Origin of the sequence: Nitrosospira multiformis, assembly GCF_900103165.1 — a bacterium.
GTDB classification, from domain to species: Bacteria; Pseudomonadota; Gammaproteobacteria; order Burkholderiales; family Nitrosomonadaceae; genus Nitrosospira; species Nitrosospira multiformis_D.
The window spans coordinates 1-22423 of record NZ_FNKY01000001.1 but is presented as its reverse complement, the minus strand read 5'-3'; the positions used below and the strand labels follow the sequence as shown (position 1 = coordinate 22423).

15 protein-coding genes and 2 tRNA genes are annotated in these 22423 nt (G+C 53.3%); 15 read left to right on the top strand and 2 right to left on the bottom strand.

Annotation, left to right across the window (positions count from 1 at the left end; genetic code table 11):
• Positions 1-6: 6 nt before the first annotated feature.
• From tig to BLR00_RS00050, 8 genes are all read left to right on the top strand, one after another.
• Positions 7-1311, top strand: a complete 1305-nt coding sequence (gene tig, locus BLR00_RS00085) for a trigger factor (protein WP_074630246.1) — start codon at positions 7-9, stop codon at positions 1309-1311.
• A 1-nt stretch (position 1312) separates the two neighbouring features.
• On the top strand, positions 1313-1957 hold the full coding sequence (clpP, locus tag BLR00_RS00080) for an ATP-dependent Clp endopeptidase proteolytic subunit ClpP (RefSeq protein WP_074630245.1): 645 nt from the start codon (positions 1313-1315) through the stop codon (positions 1955-1957).
• 87 nt (positions 1958-2044) lie between these two features.
• Positions 2045-3322, top strand: a complete 1278-nt coding sequence (clpX, locus tag BLR00_RS00075) for an ATP-dependent Clp protease ATP-binding subunit ClpX (protein ID WP_074630244.1) — start codon at positions 2045-2047, stop codon at positions 3320-3322.
• Positions 3323-3413: 91 nt separating this feature from the next.
• On the top strand, positions 3414-5825 hold the full coding sequence (lon, locus tag BLR00_RS00070) for an endopeptidase La (protein WP_074630243.1): 2412 nt from the start codon (positions 3414-3416) through the stop codon (positions 5823-5825).
• A 220-nt stretch (positions 5826-6045) separates the two neighbouring features.
• The gene (locus tag BLR00_RS00065) at positions 6046-6318 is read left to right on the top strand and encodes an HU family DNA-binding protein (protein WP_004180321.1); all 273 of its coding nucleotides are present in this window, start codon (positions 6046-6048) and stop codon (positions 6316-6318) included.
• A 13-nt stretch (positions 6319-6331) separates the two neighbouring features.
• Positions 6332-6407 (top strand) — tRNA-Val (locus BLR00_RS00060).
• A 20-nt stretch (positions 6408-6427) separates the two neighbouring features.
• A tRNA-Asp gene (locus BLR00_RS00055) sits at positions 6428-6504 on the top strand.
• 65 nt (positions 6505-6569) lie between these two features.
• A complete protein-coding gene (locus tag BLR00_RS00050; RefSeq protein WP_074630242.1) occupies positions 6570-8459 on the top strand; it encodes a SurA N-terminal domain-containing protein in 1890 nt (629 codons plus the stop codon).
• Between the two features lie 90 nt (positions 8460-8549).
• Here BLR00_RS00050 and BLR00_RS00045 read toward each other — a convergent pair whose 3' ends face one another.
• On the bottom strand, positions 8550-9338 hold the full coding sequence (locus BLR00_RS00045; RefSeq protein WP_074630241.1) for an enoyl-ACP reductase FabI: 789 nt from the start codon (positions 9336-9338) through the stop codon (positions 8550-8552).
• A 348-nt stretch (positions 9339-9686) separates the two neighbouring features.
• Here BLR00_RS00045 and BLR00_RS00040 point away from each other — a divergent pair, with 348 nt between their 5' ends.
• The 7 genes from BLR00_RS00040 to BLR00_RS00010 all read left to right on the top strand — a co-directional run bounded on the left by BLR00_RS00040 (position 9687) and on the right by BLR00_RS00010 (position 20930).
• Positions 9687-11918: an ABC transporter substrate-binding protein gene (locus BLR00_RS00040; protein WP_074630240.1), complete on the top strand. Its 2232-nt coding sequence runs from the start codon at positions 9687-9689 to the stop codon at positions 11916-11918.
• Entirely contained in the window at positions 11911-12888 is a 978-nt protein-coding gene (locus tag BLR00_RS00035) for an ABC transporter permease (protein WP_074630239.1), read from the top strand. Before BLR00_RS00040 ends, BLR00_RS00035 begins: the two co-directional genes overlap by 8 nt.
• Before the next feature lie 247 nt (positions 12889-13135).
• Complete coding sequence (locus BLR00_RS00030; protein ID WP_074630238.1) at positions 13136-14644, top strand: ABC transporter permease; 1509 nt, start codon at positions 13136-13138, stop codon at positions 14642-14644.
• A complete protein-coding gene (locus tag BLR00_RS00025) occupies positions 14641-16755 on the top strand; it encodes an ABC transporter ATP-binding protein (RefSeq protein ID WP_074630237.1) in 2115 nt (704 codons plus the stop codon). The genes BLR00_RS00030 and BLR00_RS00025 overlap by 4 nt, the downstream gene beginning before the upstream one ends.
• A gap of 10 nt (positions 16756-16765) precedes the next feature.
• Positions 16766-18376, top strand: coding sequence for a peptide chain release factor 3 (locus BLR00_RS00020; protein ID WP_074630236.1), 1611 nt, complete (start codon positions 16766-16768; stop codon positions 18374-18376).
• A 231-nt stretch (positions 18377-18607) separates the two neighbouring features.
• Entirely contained in the window at positions 18608-20023 is a 1416-nt protein-coding gene (argH, locus tag BLR00_RS00015) for an argininosuccinate lyase (protein WP_074630235.1), read from the top strand.
• Between the two features lie 22 nt (positions 20024-20045).
• The gene (locus BLR00_RS00010; RefSeq protein ID WP_074630234.1) at positions 20046-20930 is read left to right on the top strand and encodes a fructosamine kinase family protein; all 885 of its coding nucleotides are present in this window, start codon (positions 20046-20048) and stop codon (positions 20928-20930) included.
• A gap of 71 nt (positions 20931-21001) precedes the next feature.
• Here BLR00_RS00010 and priA read toward each other — a convergent pair.
• Positions 21002-22423 (bottom strand): replication restart helicase PriA (gene priA / locus BLR00_RS00005; RefSeq protein WP_074630233.1); only part of this gene is annotated, 1422 nt, incomplete at its 5' end.

Sequence of the window (22423 nt, the reverse complement as noted above, 5' to 3'; positions counted from 1 at the left end):
AATGTGATGCAATCGAATGTCGAAGACCTTGGTGCGCTAGAGCGTCGCCTTAACGTTTCGATTCCTCAGGAAAAAATCGAAACGGAAGTTGAAAGCCGCCTGAAGCGTTTGGCGCGCACGGCAAAAATACACGGTTTTCGGCCAGGCAAGGTGCCGCTGAAAATTGTCATGCAGCAATACGGCCCGCAGGTGCGTCAGGAGGTGATGGGGGATGTACTGCAGAAAAATTTCAGTGAGGCTGTGCGCGAGCAAAAGCTGCGGGTTGCGGGTTACCCGCATTTTGAACCGAAGCAGGTAGGGGAAGATACCTCTCAATTTGAATTCAGTGCAACCTTTGAGGTCTATCCAGATGTGACCCTGGGTGACTTAAGCGGAACCCGAATCGATCAGCCGGTAGTCAACGTGACCGGCTCTGATGTCGATAAGACGCTGGAGATTCTGCGCAAGCAGCGAGTTCAGTATGAGCCGGCGGAGCGGCCCGCGGTAATAGGTGACCGTGCCACCATCGATTATAGTGGCGTCATCGATGGAGTCGAATTTGCAGGCGGCAAAGCCGAGAATTTTGCTCTTGTACTGGGTGAAGGCAGGCTTCTCAAGGACTTTGAAGGACCTCTTGCGGGTATGAGCGCCGGGCAGGGAAAAACGTTTGAAGTAACCTTTCCGGCGGATTATCATGGAAAAGAGGTCGCCGGAAAGACGGCCACGTTTGAAGTGAAGCTCCACAGCGTGGAAGCGGCAAAGCTGCCGGAAGTGGATGCTGAATTCGCCGTATCATTAGGCGTTGCGGATGGCAACATCGAAAAAATGCGCAATGAAATTCGAGCTAACCTTGAGCGGGAAGTATCCAAACGGGTAAAAGCAAGAATCAAGGAACAGGTCATGCAATCATTGCTGGATGCGACTGCGATTCAGGCACCTAAAGCATTGGTGGAACAGGAACTGGAGCGGCTCATGCAGGATGCGCGTAACGATCTTGAATCGCGTGGCATGAACGCTAAAAATGTGCCGCTACCCCGAGATTTGTTTCACGAGCGGGCGCAACGCCGGGTGACTCTGGGGTTGATCCTGGCCGAAGTGGTAAAGATTAACGGCTTGCATGCAAAACCCGAACAGGTACGAACAGTGGTGGAGGATCTCGCGCAAAGCTACGAGAATCCGGCTGAAGTGGTTAAATGGCATTATGCTTCACAGGGTCGCCTGAACGAGGCGGAGTCGGCGGTGTTGGAAGATAACGTGGTGATGTGGGTGGTGGATAAAGTCACGGTAGCGGATAAGCCAATGACGCTGGATGAATTGATGGGAAAATCATGACATGATGCAACAATTCGATTGGAAACAGCGCAACCTCGATCCTAACAATTTAGGATTGATCCCCATGGTGATCGAGACAAGCGGGAGGGGTGAACGTGCTTACGATATTTATTCCCGCTTACTGAAGGAGAGGGTGATCTTTCTGGTGGGACCGGTGACCGAGGTTTCCGCCAATCTGATTGTGGCGCAGCTGCTGTTCCTGGAATCAGAAAATGCGGACAAGGACATTCATTTCTATATCAATTCTCCAGGGGGGCTGGTATCCGCCGGAATGGCGATATACGATACCATGCAATTCATAAAACCTGATGTCAGCACGCTTTGCATAGGTCAGGCCGCGAGCATGGGCTCCCTCCTGTTGACAGCGGGCGCAAACGGCAAGCGTTTTTGCCTTCCCAATTCACGTGTTATGATTCATCAGCCAATGGGTGGTTTTCAGGGTCAGGCTTCTGATATCGAAATACATGCCAAAGAAATTCTGTTTCTTAAAGGCCGATTAAATGCGCTCATGGCAAAGCATACGGGCCAAAACATAGAGACCATCGAGAAAGATACCGACCGGGATAACTTTCTCAGCGCGGAGGAGTCAGTAAAATACGGCTTGGTGGATTCTGTGCTCACTGCCAGAAGTGAGAGTGCGGGCTGAATGATCCAGAGTGATCTATAATAATCGTGGATGGAGATTTAATTTTTAGCTACGAGCGTACCGGCTCGGATAATGCGGGATAAAACTATGTCAGAGAAAACTGGCGGGGAAAAACTGCTTTATTGTTCCTTCTGCGGCAAAAGCCAGCACGAAGTAAAGAAGCTCATTGCGGGCCCATCGGTATTCATTTGCGACGAATGCATAGAACTTTGCAATGACATCATCCGTGAGGAGATACAAGGTGCTGAAGCCGCCAAGCTCACCAAGTCGGATTTGCCGGTGCCGCATGAGATCTGCCAGATTCTCGATCAATACGTAATTGGTCAGGAACCGGCGAAAAAAATCCTGTCGGTGGCGGTGTACAATCATTACAAGCGTCTGAGGAATCTCGCAAAAAGCACGGACGCTGATGATATTGAGCTGGCAAAAAGCAACATACTGCTTATCGGTCCGACCGGCTCAGGCAAGACGCTGCTTGCGCAGACGCTGGCTCGTTTGCTGGACGTGCCCTTCGTCATGGCCGATGCGACAACACTAACCGAAGCGGGTTATGTCGGCGAGGATGTGGAAAACATCATCCAGAAGTTACTGCAAAAATGTAATTACGACGCGGAAAAGGCGCAGCAGGGCATTGTCTATATCGATGAGATCGATAAGATTTCGCGTAAATCGGATAACCCGTCAATTACCCGGGATGTGTCGGGGGAAGGTGTTCAGCAGGCTCTGCTGAAGCTGATCGAGGGAACGATCGCCTCGGTGCCTCCCCAGGGCGGGAGAAAACATCCCAATCAGGAATTTGTTCAGGTGGACACCACCAATATTCTTTTCATTTGCGGTGGTGCGTTTGACGGTCTCGAGAAGGTGATACGCGCCCGTTCCGAGAAAGGTGGGATAGGCTTTAGCGCCAATGTAAGAAGCCAAGACAGTCGCAAGAACTTCGGTGCCGTATTGCGGGGAGTGGAGCCGGAAGATCTGGTCAAGTATGGTTTGATTCCGGAATTCGTCGGACGCCTGCCGGTGGTCGCCACCCTCGAAGAACTGGACGAATCGGCACTGATTCAAATTCTGACCGAGCCCAAAAACGCGCTTATCAAGCAGTATCAAAAGATGTTTCACATGGAGGGCGGCGTCGATCTCGAGTTCCGCGAGCAGGCGCTCAAAGCGATTGCCAAGAAAGCGCTGGCGCGCAAGACTGGCGCACGCGGTCTGCGCTCCATTCTGGAGAGTACACTGCTGGATACCATGTTCGATCTGCCCTCACTGGAAAACGTTGCCAAGGTGGTCATTGATCATGGTTCGGTAGGTGGCGATATCAAACCCATTCTGATTTACTCGGATAAACCGAAAGTGGCCAAAAGTTTTTAACCCGGGTTCTGACTATTTTACCTGGTCCGTTGCCTTGAATTTCCTCGCGGCGTCCCCATAACCTTTGTTCGTCTTTTATAGGTGAGCCGATATGTCCTCCCCAGTTAACGACCCCAATCAGGTGTCATTACCGTTATTGCCGTTGCGCGACGTAGTGGTGTTTCCGCATATGGTGATTCCCTTATTCGTCGGACGGCCCAAGTCCATCAAGGCATTGGAAATCGCTATGGAGTCCGGCAAGAGCATTCTTCTGGTTGCGCAAAAGTTTGCCGCCAAGGATGAGCCGGCTCCTGACGACCTCTATGGCGTATGCAGCGTTGCAAATCTGCTGCAAATGCTTAAATTGCCCGATGGTACCGTCAAGGTGCTGGTTGAAGGGAGCCGCCGTGCACGCATCATGAAGGTGATCGATGACGGCAACTACTTCTCCGGCCAGGCTGCATTGCTTCCGCCGGATGCCGTTGACAACCACGAGGTTGAGGCAATGCGGCGCGCAATGCTGGCCCAGTTCGACCAGTATGTGAAGCTCAACAAGAAAATTCCGCCCGAAATACTGACTTCACTTAGCGGGATAGATGAAGCAGGACGTCTGGCTGATACGATCGCCGCCCACTTGCCATTGAAACTTGAGCAAAAGCAGGAAGTACTGGAGATTTTCGATGTTCCAAAACGTTTGGAACATCTGCTGGGATTACTTGAAACCGAACTTGACATCCTTCAGGTGGAAAAACGTATCCGTGGGAGAGTCAAGCGCCAGATGGAAAAAAGCCAGCGCGACTACTATCTCAACGAGCAGGTGAAGGCTATCCAGAAGGAGCTCGGTGAGGGCGAGGATGGTGCCGATCTGGAAGAGATAGACAGGAAGATCAAGGCCGCACAGATGTCCAAGGAGGGTCGCGCAAAGGCGGAAGCGGAATTGAAGAAATTGCGTTTGATGTCTCCCATGTCGGCTGAGGCTACGGTGGTTCGCAATTACATTGACGCGCTGGTAGCGTTACCGTGGAAGAAAAAAAATAAAATCAGTAAGGACCTTAACGCTGCCGAAGTGGTGCTGGAGCAGGATCATTATGGCCTGGACAAGGTCAAGGAACGTATCGTCGAATATCTGGCCGTGCAGCAGCGCGTTGATAAGCTGAAAGCACCCATTCTTTGTCTGGTGGGGCCGCCTGGCGTGGGCAAGACCTCATTGGGACAATCCATCGCCCGTGCCACCAACCGCAAGTTCGTACGCATGTCCCTGGGCGGCGTGCGCGACGAGGCCGAGATACGCGGCCACCGCCGTACTTACATTGGTTCGATGCCCGGCAAGATCTTGCAGAACATGACCAAGGTTGGTGTCAAAAATCCATTATTCCTGCTCGATGAAGTGGACAAAATGGGTATGGATTTCCGTGGCGATCCGTCATCCGCGCTATTGGAAGTGCTGGACCCGGAGCAGAACAATTCATTCGTGGATCATTACATCGAGGTTGAGTATGATTTGTCGGACGTCATGTTTGTCGCTACCGCCAATACGCTGAATATACCCCCGGCATTACTGGATCGCATGGAGGTGATCAGGCTGTCGGGTTATACCGAGGATGAGAAACTCAATATCGCAACGCGCTATCTGTTGCCTAAACAGATAAAAAATCATGGTCTCAAAGAAGATGAGCTGGCGGTGTCCGAATCCGCCCTGCGTGATGTTACCCGTTATTACACAAGAGAGGCCGGTGTACGGGCGATGGAGCGGGAAATTTCAAAAATATGCCGTAAAGTGGTCAAGGCATTGCTGCTCAAAGGTGATCAGAAAAAGATCACCATCAGCGGGCGGAATCTGGATAAATACCTGGGGGTAAGACGGTATACCTATGGCGTTGCGGAAGAGAAAAATCAGGTAGGGCAGGTGACAGGTCTGGCATGGACCGAGGTAGGTGGAGAATTGCTGACCATCGAGGCGGTCGTGTTGCCGGGCAAGGGGAAAACCATCACTACCGGAAAATTGGGAGAGGTAATGCAGGAATCGGTTCAGGCCGCGCTGTCGGTGGTACGCAGCCGTTCAAGAACGTTGGGCATCGCCGATGATTTTTATCAGAAGAACGACATTCATATCCACTTGCCTGAGGGTGCGACGCCTAAAGACGGCCCCAGCGCGGGGATCGGCATTTGCATAGCGATGGTATCGGCGCTGACAGGTATCGCGGCTCGGGCGAATGTGGCGATGACGGGCGAAATAACATTGCGCGGCGAGGTATTGCCCATTGGTGGTCTCAAGGAAAAGCTTCTGGCTGCGCACCGCGGCGGCATAAAGAGAGTGCTGATTCCGGAGGATAACGTCAAGGATCTGACCGAGATTCCAGAGAATATCAAGAATCGGCTGGATATTCATCCGGTTAAATGGATAGATCAGGTGCTGGATCTAGCATTGGAACGCAAGCCGGAAGCGCTTCCCGTTACCCCTGCGCCCGTGCCTGGTCCCGTTGCGGTCGAGGAGGATACTGCCACCACGGTTATCAAGCACTAAATTCCAGAAAGGCTCGTGTAACTTTTATTTTTCAGTCTCCGGTTTATTCCATTTCATGAAACAGACCGGGTTTACTGGAGAAAGCAGGATTTTCCCGCGTAAGTTTATGTACAAAATGTTTCTGAAATATTTTCACAATTGCTTGACCAAGCACAAACGGCTTGATATAAAACAATTGCAAGGGTTTTTCTGTAACTAAAATAACGAAAGGGGAATCACCGTGAATAAATCTGAACTCATTGATGCCATCGCCAAGTCTTCCGACATCTCCAAGGCCTCTGCAGGTAACGCGCTGGATGGAGCATTATCCGCAATCAAAGCCGCTCTAAAAAAAGGGCAAAGTGTAACACTCGTCGGATTTGGAACTTTTAAAGTAGGTAAACGGGCGGCCCGCACCGGCCGCAATCCTCGCACGGGCGCGGCAATCAAGATAAAAGCCGCGAAAGTTCCGAAATTCAGCGCTGGCAAGGCGCTCAAGGATGCAGTAAACTAGCATTCTTCGGACGGGGTGCTTAGCTCAGTTGGTAGAGCGTCGCCCTTACAAGGCGAATGTCGGCGGTTCGACCCCGTCAGCACCCACCAGCAGAAACTTACAGATTGTTGGAGTGGTAGTTCAGTTGGTTAGAATACCGGCCTGTCACGCCGGGGGTCGCGGGTTCGAGTCCCGTCCACTCCGCCAGATTTTGTGCTAAACCAGGGCGAACGCGAGTTCGCCTTTTTTATGCATTTCTTAAGCTTTTAATAATGTTTGATTTTGTTCATAGAAAAAAACGTATCGTCCAGGCTATTCTGGCACTTGCCGCATTGCCATTTCTTTTCTGGGGAATCGAGTCCTATAACAGTAGTGACGGCGAAGACTATCTTGCATTGGCGGCGGGCGAAAAGATCCCGCGTCAGGAATTCGAGCAGGCGTTGCGCAATCAGCAGGAAAGCATGCGGGCGACCATGGGAGAAAATTTTAACGATGCAATGCTGAATAATCCGGAACTACGGTCTGCGGTATTGGAGGGGCTGATCCAGCAGCGGCTCCTGAAGCATGAAGCCGCGCGTGTTGGGTTGACCGTGCCGGATTCGCAACTGATATCCGTCATACAAGATATTTCCGCATTTCAGGAGGATGGCAAATTTTCCAAGCAGCGCTATGAAGAGCTGCTGCGCGGACAGGGAATGAATCCGCGAACATTCGAAGCGCGTGTGCGCCAGGAACTGATGCGGCAGCAATTGACTGACGCATATACCGCGAATGGTTTCGTTCCCGTCTCGGTGGCGGAAAGAATTATGCGGTTGGGGGGTGAGAAACGCGAAATTAGCCTGGTTCAAATACTACCGGAGCAATTCCTGTCGCAGATGAAGCCCGATGACGCGGCTATCAAGTCTTATTATGATAGTCACCAAGCCGAGTTTCAGCTGCCGGAGCAAGTGCGTGTTGAATATCTGGTGCTGTCTCTGGATGATTTGACTAAAGACCTGCAAGTGAGCACTGACGAGGAAATAAAGTATTTTGAGGAGCATCGGAGTGAGTTTGAGCAACCTGAGGAGCGCCGTGCGAGCCACATACTGATAACGGTTCCCGCCACGGCGTCCGATGCGGAGAAGGCCGTGGCGCGTGCCAAGGCCGAACAGTTGCTTGTTCAGGTAAGGCAGGCTCCGCAAAACTTTGCGGAACTTGCCAAGCAGCATTCCCAAGACCCGGGTTCGGCGATCAAGGGGGGTGACCTGGGCTTTTTCGCACGCAACATGATGGTCAAGGCGTTCGAAGATGCGGTTTTTCAGATGAAACCAGAAGAGATCAGTAATCTGGTTGAAACAGATCATGGCTTTCATATTATTAAACTTTCCGCCATAAAACCTCCAAAACTGGTTAGTTTTGAGGAAGTAAAGAGCCAAGTCGAGCAGGAACTGAAGAAGCAAAAAGCCGGAAAAATTTTTGGTGAAATGGCTGAAGGCTTCAGCAATATGGTGTATGAGCAGAGTGATAGCCTGCGGCCCGCCGCCGAGAAATTCAGCTTGCGTATCCAGCAGAGTGATTGGATTGGAAGAAATGCGGGTGAGCCACCTTATTTTACTAATGGGAGATTGCTGCAGGCGATATTCTCGGAAGATGCGCTGAAGAATAAGCGTAACACCGAGGCGGTGGAAGTGATGCCCAATACGCTTGTTTCAGCCAGAGTTCTGGAACACAGGCCGGCGACGACGCCTTCCATTGCAATGTTGCGGGATAAAATTAGCGAGAAAGTGGCCCGCAAGGATGCGATGGAAGCGGCCAAAAAAACAGGCAGGGAAAAATTTGCGCAGTTGCAGGAAGGCAAGGATGGAGCCGTTACGTGGGGCGCCACCCAGCAAGTTTCCAGGAAAGAGCCCCAAGCTCTGGACAATGAAACCCTGCGCGCGGTTTTCAAGGCTGAAGCCGGGAGACTGCCATCCTATGCCGGTGTGGAGAATTCTCAGGGAGGGTTTACTTTGATCCGCATTAGCCGCGTCATTGAACCGGTTCCAGCAGAAGCATCCGAACGCAGGACCTTTTCCCGGCAATTGCAACAGGTACACGCCCAGGAGGAGCTCTCATCTTATCTTGCCGGGGTCAGAAAACAGTATGACGTGACGGTCAGGAATGAGAGTTTAGAAAAGAAATAAGAATCCTGTATTCATTGTCAGGGACCTCTGAATCACTCGGGGAGTGCTTTGCCGGCAAAGCCCGGAAGTTTGTTCAGAGGTTCTTCAAGGTTAGGGTTCGCTGATATCAAAAGCGACCGTATTAAATCCTGCGTCGACATGGGTAACTTCGCCAGTAATGCCGCTAGCCAGATCGCTACACAGAAAAGCCGCGACGTTACCGACCTCCGTGATGGAAACATTGCGTCGTAATGGCGCAACCTTCTCCGTATAGCTCAGCAGTTTTCCGAAATTGCCAATGCCCGCCGCTGCCAGGGTTTTGATCGGACCGGCGGAAATCGCGTTGACGCGTATTCCCTTGGGACCAAGGCTGGATGCCATGAAGCGCACATTGGCCTCAAGACTGGCTTTAGCCAGGCCCATCACATTGTAATTCGGCATAACCCGTACCGCGCCGAGGTAGGTAAGCGTAAGCAGCGAGCCATTCCTGCCCTGCATCAGCGGCATCCCCGCTTTTGCCAAGGCCGCGAAGCTGTAGGAACTGACATCGTGGGCGATGCGGAAGGCCTCGCGGTTTACGCTTTCGAGATAGTCCCCGCTCAATGCTTCTCGCGGAGCGAAGGCGATCGAGTGAACGATGCCGTCAAGACCATCCCAATGTTTTCCTAAACTATCAAAACAGCGGATGATTTCATCATCGTTCGAAACATCACAGGGAAACAGCAAATCACTCTCGAATTCAGCGATTATTTTTTCAACTCGTCCACGCACTCCCTCTCCCTGATAGGTAAAGGCCAGTTGCGCGCCTTCGCGACGCATGGCTTTTGCAATGCCATAGGCAATGGAGCGATTACTAAGCAGTCCGGTGATGAGAATGCGTTTGTCAGCGAGGAGTGTCATGTCATATCCTTGAAGTAATGAGGAGTTTGGGGAATTATCCTGATTCCGGCAGTTGAGCGGAGTGGAGCGTATGATTTTCCCGGATGCAGGGTAAGGAGTTGCAACGCAGCCATGTGCCGCACAAACCATGCAATCCATCCCATAGCACTCACCAAAAAGGTAAAGATCAAATGGCGCCAAAAGTCTGCGTGGATCATGGTGCCCAGCTGAAAAGTGAGTAAAAAATGAGTGGTCAGCTGCCGGATTCAGGATTATAACTTCAAGTCTTTCCCACTTGTAGAATCATGAACGCCGCCGGGGTTGAAGCGTCATCTCCATTTCTGATATTTACGCTACACTATCGCATCAATGAAGGCCCTATCCAAATATCTGCCGGCATCGCTTGTGGTCCTCATTTGTGCCTGTAGCGGTAATTCATGGAACAGTCCCTATCCAGCAGACGATACGGGAAAAAATATCCTCTATACTCCGTTTGCCGAGCGCCCAAAGCACCTTGACCCCGTGCAGTCATACAGCTCCAACGAAATTCTGCTGACGGCGCAGATTTACGAACCGCCGCTGCAATACCATTATCTGAAACGTCCCTATACGCTCATCCCATCGGCGGCCGCCGAAATGCCGGTTGCGCAATATTTCGACAAGAATGGAAAGCGCCTGCATGACAGCGTGGATGCCGCGCAAATCGCCTATACAATTTATGAAATTTCCATCAAGCCCGGTATCCGATATCAGCCTCACCCGGCCTTCGCCAGAAATGAGCAGGGAGAGTTTCTTTATCATAATCTCACCGCGGAGGATCTGGCCAACGTCTACAAACTGTCCGATTTTCGCCACACGGGTTCCCGCGAATTGACGGCTGAAGACTATATTTTCGAGATCAAACGGTTGGCGCATCCCAAATTGCATTCGCCAATCTTCGGCCTGATGGCCGATTATATTGTAGGTCTTAAAGAGTACTCCATGACGCTTCAGACCGCCGTCGTGGCGCAGTTCAATGGGCAGGGTAGCGATGCCTATCTGGATTTGAATAATTATCCGCTGGAAGGCGCGGAAACAGTGAGCCGCTATACTTATCGCATCAAGATCAAGGGGAAATATCCACAGTTTATGTACTGGCTGGCAATGCCTTTTTTTGCGCCCATCCCATGGGAGGCGGAACGTTTTTATACCCAGAAAGGGTTGGCGGAAAAAAATATCACCTTTGATTGGTATCCCGTGGGCACCGGACCTTATATGCTCACCGAGAACGATCCCAATCGTATGATGATATTGGAAAAAAATCCCAATTTTCACGGCGAGGCCTATCCGTCCGAGGGCATGCCGGATGATGCGGAGGCGGGTTTGCTCGCGGATGCAGGCAAGCCGCTACCCTTTATCGATAAAGTAATATCCAGCCGCGATAAGGAAAGTATTCCGCGCTGGAACAAGTTCCTCCAGGGTTACTATGACGCCTCGGGCATTGGATCTGACAGTTTCGATCAGGCGGTGCAACTGACGGGCCAGGGAGAAGCCACCGTGACCGAAGCGATGAAGCGCCAGGGTATCCGGCTGGAAACCGCTGTGGCGACCTCCACGAACTACATGGGTTTCAATATGCTTGACCCGGTAGTCGGCGGAGTAACCAAGCAGGAGCGCGAATCTGCCAGAAAGTTGCGCCAGGCCATTTCGATCGCGGTGGATTACGAAGAATATGTTTCGATATTTGCCAATGGCCGCGGTATCCCGGCCCAAGGTCCTATTCCACCGGGCATTGCCGGTCATCGGGAGGGCGAGGAGGGAATCAACCCGGTCGTCTACGATTGGGTAAACGGACGGGCACGGCGCAAACCGATTGAAGCCGGCAGGGCGCTGTTGGCGGAGGCGGGTTATCCCAACGGGATGGACGCGAAAACGGGTACGCCGCTGGTGCTGTATTTTGATGTAACCGCGAGAGGTGTCGATGACAAATCGAGTCTCGACTGGATGCGCAAGCAATTCCAGAAACTCAATATTCAGCTGGTGGTTCGCAGCACCGACTACAACCGTTTCCAGGACAAGATACGCAAGGGCAACGCGCAAATCTTCGAGTGGGGCTGGAACGCCGATTATCCCGATCCGGAGAATTTCCTGTTCCTGTTGCATGGTCCGCAGCAAAAGGTCGGTAATGAAGGCGAGAACGCCGCCAATTACTCCAATCCCGAGTATAACCGGCTGTTCGAGGAAATGAAGAATATGGAAAACAGTCCCGAACGCCAGCAAATCATCGATCGGATGATCGACATTCTGCGTCACGACGCGCCCTGGCTTTGGGGATATCACCCCAAGGATTATGGGTTGTATCACACCTGGTACGGCAATGTTAAACCGAACAGGCTATCGCACAATAACATTAAATACTTCCGTGTAGATGCGGAGTTGCGGGATCAGAAGCGGCGCGAATGGAATGAGCCGGTGTTGTGGCCCATTGTGCTGGGATTGATCGTGCTGGCGGTAGGCCTTACCCCGGCCGTGGTCGTTTACCGCCGCAGGGAACAAAGGGCGGGAATCAGGAGCAGGGAATCAGAGACCGGGAATCCGGGGTCAAGAGGCGACGTTGCTTAATTACATCATTCGGCGCGTGCTTTATGCCATTCCCATTCTGATCGGCGTGAATCTGATCACCTTTACCCTGTTTTTTGTGGTTAACAGCCCTGATGACATGGCGCGGATGCAGTTGGGAATCAAGCGTGTCACGCCCGAGGCCATTACCAAGTGGAAGCAGGAGCGCGGGTATGATAAACCGCTCATGTTTAATGATACGGTGGAGGGTATCGCAAAATTTACGCGCACTATTTTTTTTGAGAAATCAGTTGCCATGTTTGCCTTTGATTTTGGACGGGCCGATGACGGACGCGATATTGCTCACGAAATCAAAACACGCATGATACCCAGCCTTGCCATTGCGCTGCCCGTGTTCCTGCTGGGATTGTTTGTCTACATTTTTTTTGCGCTGGCAATGGTATTTTTCCGGGCTACCTACGTGGATTTCTGGGGTGTGGTACTATGCGTCGCCCTGATGTCCATCTCCAGTTTGTTCTATATCATTGGCGGCCAGTTTTTGATCAGCAAGATATGGCATCTGGTCCCCATTTCAGGTTATGGAAGTGGCCTGAATGCCGCTAAATTCCTGGTATTGCCGGTTATCATCGGCGTAATTAGCGGTGCAGGCGCCAGCACTCGCTGGTATCGCACCATTTTCCTTGAGGAAATGGGCAAGGATTACGTTCGCACCGCCCGCGCTAAAGGATTGTCTGAAAGTCTTGTACTCTTCAGGCATGTGCTCAGGAACGCAATGATTCCGATACTCACCGGCGCGGTGGTAGTGATCCCGCTGCTATTTCTGGGAAGCCTGATTGCCGAATCCTTTTTTGGCATTCCCGGATTAGGCAGCTATACCATTGATGCGATCAACTCACAGGACTTTGCCGTAGTGCGTGCCATGGTTTTTCTGGGATCGTTGCTTTATATCGTCGGACTGATATTGACGGACATTTCCTATACGCTGGTGGATCCAAGGGTGAGACTGGCATGACGACGCTATAATCCTAAATCTGGCGATTGACCGCCATTTTTCAGTTTAATATTATGATTTACAAAGCTGTTTCGTCTCAATCAATCTTCACTTGGGTGAGTTCGCTACGGGGCGGATTGCACGATTTTTGCGGCGCATGGCTGCGTTGTAACTCCTTGGAATGGAACAACCATTCCGCGTCGTTGCGCCTTGCCCCGTACCCCAAAAACCGTACACTTCACCCCGTCCAACTGCCGGATTTAGGATAATGTCTTTCAAACCGGTAATTCTCTGGACAGATGCACTTGTCTACCTGTTGGTGGCGGTGATAATCGCCTTCGTCTGGTATGTGCGGCGCAATGAATATCTTCTGGCGCCATGGCGGCGTGTGGGACACAGTGCGAGCGGAATGGCGGCACTTACGGTTCTGGTATTTTTTATTGCCGTTGGATTGCTCGATACAGTGCATATACGCCCTGCCGTTGAGAATAGTAACAGTGGCAACGGCGAGAAAGCTTACGGTGTGGAAGTGCTGAGTTTGCTCGACGTGATTGCAGCCCCTTTGCGGACGCGCGTGGAAAAGACTTATTCCGCGCCCTTTGCCGCCTTTCTTTACGCCAGGGAAACAACGGAGCTTCCGGATGGACGGCAGGTACGGGAATTCCCCCGGTTGCAATTCGGCGGCGCGCATTTGCAGGATCCCGAATCTGAGCTTACGGCCGATGTGGCCTGGAAAGCAGGCGTGGGTGGAGGTTTGGGGCTTCTCCTATGGGGCATCGTGGTGGTTTCCTTGACCGGACTATTGGCGCGCCGTAGCGGTGAAAAATTCTCGTCGGTGCTTTCCGCCATCTGGCGCGGCACCACTCAGGTTCCATGGAATGCGGTATGTATCACGCTTGCATTCATATTGCTATTCTGCGGTGCCGCGCTGGCACTATCCGGCAGTTACCACATATTTGGTACCGATAAGGTGGGGCAGGACGTATTTTATCAGTCTCTCAAAAGCATCCGCACGGGTTTGGTGATCGGAACGCTCACCACGCTGATGATGCTGCCATTCGCGTTGCTTCTGGGCATCATGGCCGGCTATTTTCGTGGTTGGGTGGATGATGTCATTCAATACTTGTACACCACGCTGAGTTCAATCCCGAGTGTCCTGCTGATTGCGGCAACGGTATTGATGATGCAGGTCTATATAGAAACCCATCCCGAGTTATTCGACACCATTGCCGCGCGTGCCGACCTGCGTCTGCTGTTTCTTTGCATCATACTCGGGGTCACCAGCTGGACCGGCCTATGCCGGTTGCTGCGGGGGGAAACCTTGAAACTGCGCGAAATGGAATACATTCAGGCGGCCCATGCCTTCGGTGTTTCCCATTGGCGTATCATCAGTCGCCACATTCTTCCCAATGTGATGCATATCGTGCTGATTGCCACCGTGATGGATTTCAGCGGACTGGTTCTGGCGGAAGCCGTATTGTCTTATGTGGGTGTCGGTGTCGATCCTTCCATGATTAGTTTTGGCACCATGATTAACGCCGCGCGGCTGGAAATGGCGCGTGAACCGATGGTGTGGTGGGCATTGCTTGCGGCCTTCGGTTTTATGTTCGCGTTGGTATTGAGTGCCAATCTTTTTGCCGATGCGGTACAGAATGCCTTTGATCCACGAGCAAAAACGTTGCCGGCAAAGGCGGTAATATTGCGTCGCCGGGGACGCGGAGAGAAATCGGAAGCTCAATCCGTTTCTCCCACGGTTGAAGGCCCCTCCCAGCCATGAGTCCCTTACTGCAAATTGAGAATCTCGAAACCGTTCTCCACACCGGTGCAGCACCGGTATGGGCGGTGGATGGCCTTACGCTACAGATTCTTAGGGGTGAAACCTTCGTGTTGCTGGGCGAATCCGGTTGCGGAAAATCCATGACGGCCCTCTCGGTTATGCGACTATTGCCAGAGGCGGGAGAGATCGTGGCGGGATCCATCAGGATCGGCGAGGAAGATCTGCTTCTGCTGCCGGAAGCCGCCATGCGCGATGTTCGTGGGAAGCGCATCAGCATGATATTTCAGGAGCCGATGCTAAGCTTGAATCCGGTAATGACGGTGGCGGACCAGATTGGTGAAGTGTTGCGGCGGCATTTCAATTTAAGCGGTATGGCGGCACAAGAACGCGTACTGGAGATATTGAATCAGGTGGGTATACCGGATGCGGCGCGCCGCATGAATGAATATCCCTTTCAGTTTTCGGGTGGAATGAAGCAGCGGATGATGATTGCCATGGCGCTGGCCGGGGAGCCGGAGCTGCTCATCGCCGATGAGCCGACTACCGCGCTGGATGTCACCATTCAGGCGCAGGTGCTGGATCTGATGCGCAGCTTGCAGCAGCGCGACGGCATGGCGATTCTACTCATTACTCATGATCTCGCGGTGGCGGCGGAAATGGCGCATCGGGTGGCGGTGATGTACGCGGGTGAAATTGTGGAGACGGCGACTCGCGAAGATTTTTTTAGCGGTCCGGCGCATCCTTATTCGCAGAAATTGTTTGCTTCCCTGCCGGGCAAAGCCCTGCGCGAGCAGGGATTGCGGCTGGCGGCGATTGGCGGAAATGTCCCGCCGCTGTCAAGCGAATTCACCGGTTGCCGTTTTGCCGACCGTTGCGACCATGCGTGGGAACTGTGCCATGAGATCGCACCGAGGTGGAATGTGGTGGCAGGCGGACACCAGGTGAGGTGTCATCTCTTTAATGAAGATACCCGTCCCAGCATTCAGGACCCGAAACTCGGGAGTCAGCATTTCGAAGCTGCCGTTCAGGACTCTGAAAGATCAGCGGAATCAAGTCCTCAGCCCGCACGGGCTTCTGAATCACGAGACTCCAGCTGCTTGTTGTCCGTCACCGGCCTCAAAGTTTACTTCCCGATACATAAGGGACTGATGAAAGGTATCACCGGGTATGTCAAGGCGGTGGATGGCGTGTCGCTGACGATCCGGCAGGGCAAGACGTTGGCGCTGGTGGGAGAATCCGGCTGTGGCAAGACGACGGTCGGCAAGGGTATTTTGCAGTTGATTCCGCCGTCCGCAGGCAGCGTACGTTACAACGGGCTTGAACTCGTCGGGATGGAACGCAAGCGATTGCGGAAGATGCGCGCTGAATTCCAGCTCATCTTTCAGGATCCGTATTCGTCACTCAACCCGCGAATGCGTATCGTGGATATCATTGAAGAGGGCATGGATGCCCTGAACGTCGGAGATGGCGGCGACGGCGGCGAAGCAAGTCAAGCGGAGCATCATTCCACCCGCAAGAAGGGAAGAGTGGATGCGCTTCTGGAAAGTGTCGGGTTGCCGCCAGAAACCAAATGGCGCTATCCGCATGAGTTCTCGGGCGGTCAGCGCCAGCGTGTCGCCATTGCCCGCGCCCTGGCGGTCAATCCCCGGCTGATTGTTTGCGATGAGCCCACCAGTGCGCTGGATGTGTCCGTACAGGCACAGATCCTGAATCTGCTGAAGGATTTGCAGAGCAGCCTGGGGTTGGCATATCTATTCATCACTCATAATATCTCGGTGGTGGAGTATATCGCCGACGAGGTGGCGGTGATGTATTTGGGAAGAATCGTGGAGCAGGGGCGGGTGGATGAAGTATTGGGTCATCCCAGGCATCCCTATACTCAGGCGCTGCTGTCGGCGGTACCGGTCATTGATCTCGCATCAAAGCGCCAGATCATCCACCTGCATGGGGATCTGCCTTCTCCAGCCAATCCGCCATCCGGCTGCCACTTTCATCCTCGTTGTCCGCATGTCATGCCGATATGCCGTGAGCATTACCCCGAAACAAGCGCATTCAGTTCAACGCACACGGCGCGGTGCTACCTTTACCCACAGGAACAAGATTCAGCATGAGGAATATTTGATGGCGGTCAATCAGGAAGTGGCGCGTCGCCGCACGTTTGCCATAATCTCACACCCGGATGCGGGGAAAACCACGCTGACGGAAAAGTTGTTGCTGTTTGCCGGCGCCATTCATATCGCCGGCAGCGTCAAGGCGCGGAAAGCGAGCCGTCACGCCACCTCGGACTGGATGGAGATCGAGAAGCAAAGGGGTATATCCGTTGCCAGTTCCGTGATGCAGATGGAGTACCGGGGTTGCGTCATCAACCTGCTGGATACACCGGGTCACCAGGATTTTTCCGAAGATACTTACCGGGTGCTGACCGCGGTGGATGCGGCGTTGATGGTGATCGATGCCGCCAATGGTGTAGAGGCCCAGACATTGCGTCTGCTGGAAGTGTGCCGTGCGCGTAATACGCCCATCCTCACTTTCGTGAATAAAATGGATCGCGAAGTACGTGAGCCGCTCGATCTCATTGACGAAATCGAACGGACGTTGAACATGACGGCGGTGCCTTTTACCTGGCCGCTGGGTATGGGCCGTGGTTTTCATGGTGTATTCGACTTGCGGCGCGACCGCATGCGCGTTTTTCGTCCAGGCGCGGATAGGCTGGATGAGCAGGACGAGATTATCGAAGGTCTGGATAATCCTGAAATCGCGATACGTTTCGCGGCGAATGCCGCCCACGCTCGGCAGGAAATCGAGCTGATACGTGGTGCCTCGCCAGAATTCAGTCACGCGGCTTTCCTCGCCGGCGAGCAGACCCCGGTGTTTTTTGGTTCGGCCATCAACAACTTTGGCGTACGCGAGGTACTTGACGCACTGGTCGACCTGGCGCCATCACCCGGATCGCGCCAAGCCTTGCAGCGTCAGGTGCAACCCGCGGAATCGATGTTTTCAGGCGTCGTCTTCAAGATTCAGGCGAACATGAATCCTGCACACCGGGATCGCATCGCCTTCGTGCGGATCTGTTCGGGCCGCTTCGAGCGTGGAATGAACCTCAGGGTCGTACGTAGCGATAAGGATATCCGTACCAACGGCGTAGTATCCTTTCTCTCACAGCGGCGCGAGTTGCTTGATATCGCCTACTCCGGCGATATTATCGGCATTCCCAATCATGGAACGTTGCAGTTGGGAGATACACTGACGCAAGGCGAGCGCTTGCAGTTTACCGGTTTGCCGTTTTTTGCACCTGAAATCTTCCAGACGGTGGAGATTGCCGATCCAATGCGCAGCAAGCAGCTCAAGTTGGGACTCACCCAGTTAGGTGAAGAGGGGGCGATCCAGGTATTTCGGCCCCATGCCGGAGGTGCTTTGCTGTTGGGTGCGGTGGGTACATTGCAGTTCGAAGTGGTGGCGCACCGGCTCAAGCACGAGTATGGTGTAGATGCCCGTCTCGCTTCGGCAAAGTACCAGATGGCGCGCTGGGTCACGTCCGATGATTCGCGCGAACTGAAGCGGTTCATCGACACCAACGCGCATCGGGTAGCCTACGATGCGGTAGATGCCCCCACTTTTCTGGCGTCATTCGGAGCAGAATTGAGTGTCGCCCAGGAGAGCTGGAAGCGTATTCAGTTCCACAGACTGCGGGAGCATGCCGGGCTGGTATTCCAGACCCATCTGGAGGGGTAATTCGCTATCTCTTGCCACCTTGTTGTGAATGCCGCAAAGTCCCTTGATGCGGAAATCCGGCGTGACGTCAGGAAAGTTATTTTGATTTATACTCATTGTTCGACCTGAATCCGGCAGAGGGATGCTCTGTAGCAAACACCCTGGGAAATTCAGTGGGGTAAAGTTATGACGGGTGATGGTCTCGAGTTGAAAAATGGATAAAAATAAGCGGCAACTGCCGGGCTTAGGATAATGGCAACTTCAAAAAAGAAAAAAACATCGGCCGCCAACAAAAACGGAAATACCTGGTCGGGGCGGTTCGATGAGCCGGTTTCGGAGCTGGTGCAGCGTTATACCGCATCGGTCGGTTTTGACCGCAGACTGGCGGAATACGATATCCAGGGATCGCTTGCTCACGCACGAATGCTCTCTGGCGCAGGCATTATCGATGAGCATGATTTGGCTGCCATCGAATCTGGCCTGGGCCAGATTCGCGACGAAATCCGCAACGGTGAATTCGTCTGGCTCCTGGAACTGGAAGACGTGCATCTCAATATCGAGAAACGCCTCACCACACTGATCGGCGATGCCGGCAAACGGCTGCATACCGCGCGATCACGTAACGATCAGGTCGCCACCGACGTGCGGCTTTATTTGCGTGCCGCGATAGACGATATCATCGGGCTTATCCATAGTATGCAGCGCGCATTGCTGGAGCTTGCCGAACAGCATGTGGATACCGTGATGCCAGGTTTCACGCATTTGCAGGTGGCGCAGCCGGTTGTCTTCGGTCATCATCTCATGGCGTATTTTGAAATGCTGAAGCGCGATGTCGAGCGATTATCCGATTGCCGGAGGCGTATGAATAAATTGCCGTTGGGCGCGGCGGCGCTGGCGGGGACCAGTTATCCTATCAACCGCAAGGCGGTGGCGCAACAGCTGGGATTTGACGGGGTTTGCGAAAACTCGCTGGACGCGGTTTCCGATCGGGATTTTGCCATCGAATTTTGTGCCGCCGCGGCACTGATCATGACGCATCTGTCGCGGCTATCCGAAGAATTGATTTTATGGATGAATCCATCGTTTGGTTTCATTGATCTCGCCGACCGGTTCTGTACCGGCTCATCCATCATGCCGCAAAAAAAGAATCCGGATGTGCCGGAACTGGTGCGTGGCAAAACCGGGCGTGTCAATGGGCACCTGGTTGCGCTACTGACGCTGATGAAGGGTCAGCCGCTGGCTTACAATAAAGACAATCAGGAAGACAAGGAGCCTCTTTTTGACACGGTGGAAACGCTCACTGACACGCTGCGTATTTATGCCGATATGTTGACCGGCGTGCGCGTCAACCGGGATGCAATGCGCGCTGCCGCGATGCGTGGTTACGCCACAGCTACCGATCTGGCCGATTATCTGACGAAAAAAGGATTGCCTTTTCGCGAAGCGCATGAGGCCGTAGCCCGAGCAGTGCGCTTTGCGGACGGGAGCGCTCGGGATCTGAGCGCGCTTACTCTCCCGGAATTGCAAGAATTCTCTCGGTTGATCGACGGCGATATCTACGCCGTACTGACCCTGGAAGGCTCGATAGATAGTCGCGACCATATCGGCGGAACGGCACCGGCGCAGGTGAGGACAGCCATCAAGCGAGCAAGGAAGTGGTTATCCTAAAGCGATAATCCGGCATTCGCTTATGCTACCCTGGAGCGACATCACCGCACAAATCTCCAATTCCACCGGCCTTCCGTTCGCGATGGAAAAAACCGCTTCCATCGGTGGTGGTTGCATCAACGAAGCGCATCGGATTGAAGGTAATGGCCGGCGATTTTTCGTCAAACTGAACCATGCGGACAGCCTGGCAATGTTCGAGGCGGAAGCGATGGGTCTGCAAGAAATCTATCGCTCCCATACATTGCGTGTTCCAGTACCGGTCTGCTGGGGGAAAAATAAATCCAAAGCATGGCTGGTGCTGGAGTATCTGGAAATGGGTAACGTTTCCAGTAGTGGCGCTGCAGCCTTGGGCGCACGGCTGGCTGCGATGCATCGTATCTCTTCCGGAAAATTCGGATGGGTGCGCGATAACACCATCGGCGCCACACCGCAAATCAATAGCTATTTTCCCAGCTGGATACAGTTCTGGCGCGAGCAACGCCTGGGCTATCAATTACAGCTTGCCCGGGTTAACGGCTACACTGGAAAATTGCAGACACAGGGTGAACAATTGCTGGTGCAGCTGGATTTCTTTTTTCCGGGAGCGGAGCCGGTTGCCTCACTGCTGCACGGCGACTTGTGGAGTGGCAACTATAGTTTTGATCATGCGGGGCAACCGGTGTTATTTGACCCGGCCATCTATTATGGTGATCGTGAGACGGATATTGCCATGACCGAACTTTTTGGAGGATTCCCCGCTGCTTTTTATGCGGCCTACCGGGAAGCCTATCCGCTCGATCCTGGCTACTCCACCCGCAAAACACTCTATAACCTGTATCACATCCTGAATCATCTCAACCTGTTCGGTGGCGGGTATCTTCGCCAGGCGGAACAAATGACAAGCAGATTACTTGCCGAAATTCACTAGGAGGGACAGGCAGGGGGCAGGCGGGTAGCGAAAAATGCGCGGTCAAGTGCCGCAGGGGCATGGATTTCCAGTTAAAACTCCAGCGGATCGACATCCAGCGTCCATCGCACCTTGTGTGCCGAAAGCGTGTCGAGTTTTGCTCGCCATACGGAGAGAAATTCCTGTAATTGCTTGCGCGAGCCGGATTGTATAAGCAGGTATGCGCGCTCCATTCCTCTTAATCGCGCCATTTGCGCCGGAACCGGATCGAATATCTCGACTAGCTTCGGCGCCTTCGCTATGGTTGCCGCCCTGGCAAGAAAGTCCAGCGCAGCGGCAATCTGCAGCGCCTCTGCCCGCAACAAGGCCTGGTAGACATACGGGGGAAATCCCGCTGTCTTTCTTTCTGCCAGGAGTGTTTGCGCGAGTGAGTCATAATCCTGCCGCCGCAGTGCCTGATAGAGGGGATGATCAGGAAATTCGGTTTGAATCAGCACTTCTCCCAAGATAGTGGCCCGTCCGGCTCGGCCCGCTACTTGCATCAACTGAGCAAACAGGCGCTCTGACGCACGAAAATCGGTGCTGAATAGCGAGGCATCGGAATTCAGGATGCTAACCAGCGACAGATTTGGAAAATCATGCCCTTTCGCGAGAATCTGTGTCCCAATCAGAATATCCACACGCTGTTCCTGGATATCCTTCAGTATTTTTTGCCACGCATTCTTTCGGCGCGTACTGTCGCGATCGATGCGTACAATTCGTGCCTCGGGGAAGCGCTCGGTCAATGCGGCTTCCACCCGCTGCGTGCCATGGCCAAAGGGTACGATATCCTGGTCGCCACATTCGGGGCAGACGGAGGGGAAGCGCTCCTGATGACCGCAATGGTGGCATCGCAATTGTTTTTCACGCAGATGCACCACCAGACGGCTGGCGCAGCGATGACAGGTTGCTGTCCATGCGCATGACTTGCACAGCAACACCGGTGCGTAACCACGCCGATTGATGAAAACCAGGCTTTGCTGATGTAACGTGAGGCACTTCTCCAGCGCGGCGATTAATGGGTCCGAAAAACCTTCTTTTGTTTTGGCGGCGCGGGTATCGATACAGCGCACGACTGGCAGCGCGGCATTCTTCACCGCGCGGGATGGCAGGCGCAATCTGAGGTAGCGGCCGCTCAGGGCGTTGTAATAACTTTCAAGCGAAGGCGTGGCGGAACCCAGTATCACCGGTGCATTGGCATGCTTGGCGCGAAAGATCGCCACGTCCCGTGCCGAATAGCGCAATCCCTCTTGCTGTTTGAACGAGGTATCCTGCTCCTCATCCACAATAATCAGGCCAAGCTTTGGCAGTGGCGTGAATACCGCCAGGCGCGTGCCCAGTATTATTTTGGCTTCGCCCCGCTGTGCCTGCAGCCAGGCATTCATGCGCTCACCCGGATTGAGTCCGCTGTGGAGGCTGACCAATCGTATGGCGGGAAAGCGCGCACGGAAGATTGCTTCCAGTTGCGGCGTTAG